Source organism: Actinomycetota bacterium, from assembly GCA_030776725.1.
Classification (GTDB): Bacteria; Actinomycetota; Nitriliruptoria; order Nitriliruptorales; family JAHWKO01; genus JAHWKW01.
On sequence record JALYHG010000242.1, the window covers coordinates 1 to 2,783 of the forward strand.

The following is a 2,783-nucleotide window of genomic DNA, read 5'->3' on the forward strand; positions in this document are numbered from 1 at the left end:
GCCCCACATGGCCGCAGCGCCCAGCAGCCAGCGCCGCAGCCGCCGGACCCGCCAGGTGTCCGAGTCGTCCAAGGTGGCGGCCAGACGTGCGACGCGTCGGGCGGCGGCGCCGAGCCCGTGCAGCGCCGAGGGTTCGGCGAGCCGCAGCAGGTGGTGGCGGGCACGTGCCAGCTCCAGCTCGGCGAGCCGGACGGGCCGCTCTCGTGCGCGATGTCGAACAGAGCGTTGGCAGCGGTGAACCGTGCCACGGCGTCGACACGAAGGGGTTGGCTGCGACCTCGGCCCGCTGGATCACGTCGCCCTGCAGCTCGAGGTGCAGCTGCAGGCCCGGCGGCAAGCCCGGGAGCGCCGGCCCCACGTGGAGGGGGACACGGTCGAGCTGGAGACCGTCACGGACGTCGGGGCCTGTCATGGCCGTCGGTCGCCCGTAAGGCTGGCCGCCCATCATCCCCTCGCCGCCCTGGCCGTGCGGTCCCACACCGCGCCACTCCACCGGGTTGTCGCCAGGTCCCACCAGCGGGGTGGACGGGCGGTGGCCGGTGACCAGCTCGGCGTGGAGCTGCCGGACGGCCGCCTCGACGTCAACGTCAGGCCGAACGACCACCGCCCCACTGATCCCGAGGGGGTCGGGGTCGTGCCCGCCCCACCACACCACCCCTCGTGGCTCGGGAAGCTGATCGTGGACACGGGCGACCACCTCGACCAGCGGGTCGGGGATCGCCCCGGCGACGAGCAGCACCGCGGGCGTGGCGAGGTGACGCGACCAGCTCGATCCCGTCGGCCGCACCCAGCGCCAGCAGCGCATCCCGACTAGCGGCCCCCGCCACCGCCAGAACCGGTACCTGGGCCCTGGCCGCCAGGCGCCCCGCGCGGCTGGTCACTGCCAGCGGAAGGCGCCCTCACGCCAGGCGTAGAGCACCCCCAGCGAGAGCACGGCCAGGAACACCCCCATCTCGACCAGCGCGGTGACGCCTTCCTCGACGAACACGGCCGCCCACGGGTACATGAACATCATCTCCATCTCGAAGGCGATCAGCACCAGCGTCATGGGGTAGTAGCGGGCGTGGAACCGGCTCCACGCGTGTGTCGGGGGGTGCGCGCCGCCGAGCACCGTCACCGCGAACGCGGCGACGGTGAACGCACCCAGGAACGCCATCGGCACCTAGCGTCGTCCTCCTCTCATCGCGTGTCGACGCCGGCGCGCTGCGCCGGTCAGGCCGCCAGGGCCTCGAGCACCCGGTCGCACGCCTCGGCGCAGCGGCGACACGCCTCCGCGCAGACCCGGCAGTGCTCGTGCTTCTCGGCGTGCTGGTCGCACTCCTGGCCGCAGGCTCGGCATGCCTGCGCGCAGGCCTCGACGGTCGCCCGGAGGGTGTCGCGATCGGGGTCGGTCTGGCGCAGCAGCATGGCCGCGGTCGTCCGGCAGGCGTCCGCGCAGTCGAGGTTGAGGCGGATGCAGCGTCGCAGTTGGCTGACCTGCTCCTCGGCCAGGCAGGCGTCGGCGCACGTCGTACAGGTGTCCGCGCACGCAGTCAGCTCGTCGATGGCCTCCGTCAGCAGGTCGCGGTCAACTACCGCGGATCTCGGATGTGTGTCCAGCATCTGTCCGACGTGGTGGGTCATCGTCTCCCCTTCGACGCGAGCCACCACTATGCCCCCTTTGGACGACCGTATGTACGTACGGGTGTCCGGGAGGTAGGTGTACCGGTGGTGAAGTACCACGAACGCCGGAGGTGCGGTGTCGCTGGCGGTGCCGGCCGCCAACCGGACGAGGGAGGTGCACATGGCGAGGGCAGCGAGCGGCTCGCCACAAGATCCGCAGCCGGGGCTGGCACCGGCGGCCAGGGGACAGTCACGCCCGCCGGAAGGCGAGGAACCGTCCCCCGGCACACCCGGCGCCGCTCGGCAAGAGAGAGCTGGGCCTGTCTCGCGCGCCGGTGGAGGTGGCATGGAGACGGTCGAGGGGTGCGTGATGGACATCGCGTGCATCCGCAAGGCGCCTGCCGCGGAGCTGACAGGTCGAGCCGCGCGTCACCCGACCGCCTGTGGGCTGATGGGCCACTGCATCGAGAGCGGCTACGGGTTGGTCGACCGTCAAGGCAAGGTTCACTTGCTGGAGCCGCACGCCACCACGGAGGTCGTTCGCCATCTGCTTGACACCGACGTGGAGGCGGGGGTGGCGCTGCGCGTGGTCCGCGAACGCGACGGCGAGGAGATGCGTACGGTGACGGTGCAGCCCAGCGCCGACCCCGATTCCGGCTGAGCGTCCGGTGCAGGGGTGGATGCTGGCGCTGGGCGCGGCGATCGTGGCGGTCGCGGTGCTCGACGCCCTGTCCACGACGCTGGCGGCGTCCACCGCCGCGGGCCCGATCACCGCCAGGATCGGCGGGGGGCTGTGGCGGCTCGGCCGGCGGTTGGCTTCGGGGCCGCGGTCGGCCCTCATGGTGGTGATGGGGCCTGCGATCGTCGTGGCGACCGTGGCCACCTGGCTGCTGCTGCTGTGGATCGGCTGGACGCTGGTGTTCGTGGCTGACCCGAGCGCGGTGGTGTCCGCGACAACCCGTGAGCCGGCGGACTGGTGGGCGCGCAGCTACTTCGCCGCCTACTCGCTGTTCACGCTAGGGCTGGGGGACTACGTGCCGCAGGGCGCGCCGTGGCAGCTGGCCACGTCGCTGGCACTGGTCAACGGGCTGGGTGGAGCTGTCAGCGTTTCTGTGTAAGTGGCGTGGCCGTGGTTCATGGTTAGCGGACGTCGAGGCGTCCGGGGAAGAACACCTCGAACT

5 protein-coding genes are annotated in these 2,783 nt (G+C 72.1%); 3 read left to right on the plus strand and 2 right to left on the minus strand.

Translation table 11 applies throughout. The features are described from left to right. Positions 1 to 532: 532 nt before the first annotated feature. Positions 533 to 814 (plus strand): hypothetical protein, encoded by a 282-nt coding sequence (locus tag M3N57_11760; protein ID MDP9023344.1) that lies wholly within the window; start codon positions 533 to 535, stop codon positions 812 to 814. A gap of 63 nt (positions 815 to 877) precedes the next feature. On the opposite strand, the gene M3N57_11765 is transcribed toward M3N57_11760, so the two are convergent. Both M3N57_11765 and M3N57_11770 read right to left on the minus strand, forming a co-directional pair. Further along, positions 878 to 1,156 (minus strand): NADH-quinone oxidoreductase subunit A, encoded by a 279-nt coding sequence (locus tag M3N57_11765; GenBank protein MDP9023345.1) that lies wholly within the window; start codon positions 1,154 to 1,156, stop codon positions 878 to 880. A gap of 56 nt (positions 1,157 to 1,212) precedes the next feature. Beyond that, complete coding sequence (locus M3N57_11770; protein ID MDP9023346.1) at positions 1,213 to 1,623, minus strand: four-helix bundle copper-binding protein; 411 nt, start codon at positions 1,621 to 1,623, stop codon at positions 1,213 to 1,215. Between the two features lie 325 nt (positions 1,624 to 1,948). Here M3N57_11770 and M3N57_11775 point away from each other — a divergent pair, with 325 nt between their 5' ends. After that, the gene (locus M3N57_11775) at positions 1,949 to 2,263 is read left to right on the plus strand and encodes a hypothetical protein (protein ID MDP9023347.1); all 315 of its coding nucleotides are present in this window, start codon (positions 1,949 to 1,951) and stop codon (positions 2,261 to 2,263) included. 7 nt (positions 2,264 to 2,270) lie between these two features. Next, entirely contained in the window at positions 2,271 to 2,720 is a 450-nt protein-coding gene (locus M3N57_11780) for an ion channel (GenBank protein ID MDP9023348.1), read from the plus strand. Positions 2,721 to 2,783: the final 63 nt, after the last annotated feature.

Excerpts from the sequence above, each read along its gene's own strand:
- M3N57_11765 (MDP9023345.1), bottom strand. The coding sequence starts at position 1,156 with ATGGCGTTCCTGGGTGCGTTCACCGTCGCCGCGTTCGCGGTGACGGTG.
- M3N57_11770 (MDP9023346.1), bottom strand. The coding sequence starts at position 1,623 with ATGACCCACCACGTCGGACAGATGCTGGACACACATCCGAGATCCGCG.
- M3N57_11775 (MDP9023347.1), top strand. The coding sequence starts at position 1,949 with ATGGAGACGGTCGAGGGGTGCGTGATGGACATCGCGTGCATCCGCAAG.